Annotated in this window: 2 protein-coding genes; one reads left to right on the plus strand and one right to left on the minus strand. The window is 37.6% G+C overall.

Annotated elements, in window-relative coordinates; translation table 11 throughout:
• Positions 1 to 863, plus strand: an 863-nt coding sequence (locus tag AC1DRF_RS27915; RefSeq protein WP_477742302.1) for an IS3 family transposase, incomplete at its 5' end; no start/stop codon positions are given.
• Positions 864 to 982: 119 nt separating this feature from the next.
• On the opposite strand, the gene AC1DRF_RS27920 is transcribed toward AC1DRF_RS27915, so the two are convergent.
• Positions 983 to 1,210, minus strand: a complete 228-nt coding sequence (locus tag AC1DRF_RS27920) for a helix-turn-helix domain-containing protein (protein ID WP_427077089.1) — start codon at positions 1,208 to 1,210, stop codon at positions 983 to 985.
• Positions 1,211 to 1,361 lie beyond the last annotated feature (151 nt).

The raw sequence follows: 1,361 nt of genomic DNA on the forward strand, positions 1-1,361 counted from the left end.
GAAACGGAGTGGTACCAGAAGTTGTATTGAACTTAGTAGAAGAATTAAAAGAAAAACTGCCTATCTCTCAAATCTGTCAGTGTCTGGGTATTCCTCGATCAACTTATTATCGTTGGCAGAAAAATGAGCAAGGAGAAGAAACAAAGAGAAAGAAATGGATAGAAGGAAAAGTTGGTGAACAGTGCCGTAAACATAAATTTCGATATGGCTATCGAAAAATTACAGCGTTACTCAATCAAACCATGCATATCAACCATAAAACAGTGCAGCGTATCATGCAGAAATACGGTTGGCAATGCCGAGTTAAAAGGAAGAAACGGCTACAAACAGGACAACCTTATCAGGTTGCAGAAAACGTGTTAAACCGTAATTTCCGAGCAGAGCGCCCTCTTCAAAAGCTGGTTACCGATATTACCTACTTGCCTTTTGGACCTAAACAGTTGTATCTTTCAAGTATTCAAGATTTATTTAATGGCGAAATTATTGCGTATTCAATGAGTGATAGTCAAAACGTAGAGTTTGTTTTAGATACATTAAGTCAACTCCCTCCTTTACCTGAAGGATGTACATTGCATAGCGACCAAGGTTCAGTTTACACATCATATTCATATCAACAAAAAGTCAAAGAAAGAGGCATCATCATGAGTATGTCCCGCAAAGGGACACCTGCAGACAATGCCTCCATTGAATCGTTTCATTCCAGCCTAAAGTCTGAAACGTTTTATCTCGACGAGTTAACATGTACTACGACTGCCATCGTAGAACAAACTGTCGAAAGCTACATTACTTATTATAACCATATCCGTATTCAAACGAAACTAAACAACCAGTCACCGGTACAATACCGGCAACTGGCTGTTTAAAAGGTGTTTTGACCCCTGTCTCGAATTCAGGGATCAGTCCCATAACAAGTAGGCTTTTCTGCTACGTTAAAGTCGATAAATTTAAGTATTGTTCCCAGGATAATTATAATATTTTCTACCTACATATCAAAAAAATCATGTGCCTTTAAATTGGGATCGATTTTTCTTAAAGCATTGAGTATTTTGGTCATAGTTCGTTGTGTAGGTGCATGTTCTACGTTTCGCTTACAAAGATCACTAACAGTAGATCTACTAACCTTTGAGGTGCTAGCTAACCATTGTTGCGAAATTCCTCTTTGATCTAACCATTTTCCTAATTTACTACGTTGCTTGCCTAACCCAAACATATATAATCACCTTTTTAACATCAGTCTTGTCCAAAAATTCGAAGTTTCATACACTTTTGAAGAAAATATCGGAATAGTGGACAAGTTATCACTCATATCATTTAGTAAGACGTCACCTCAAGACGTCAAGATAAATCACCAGGAATGGAGC

This window comes from Priestia sp. P5_B4 (genome assembly GCF_056400385.1).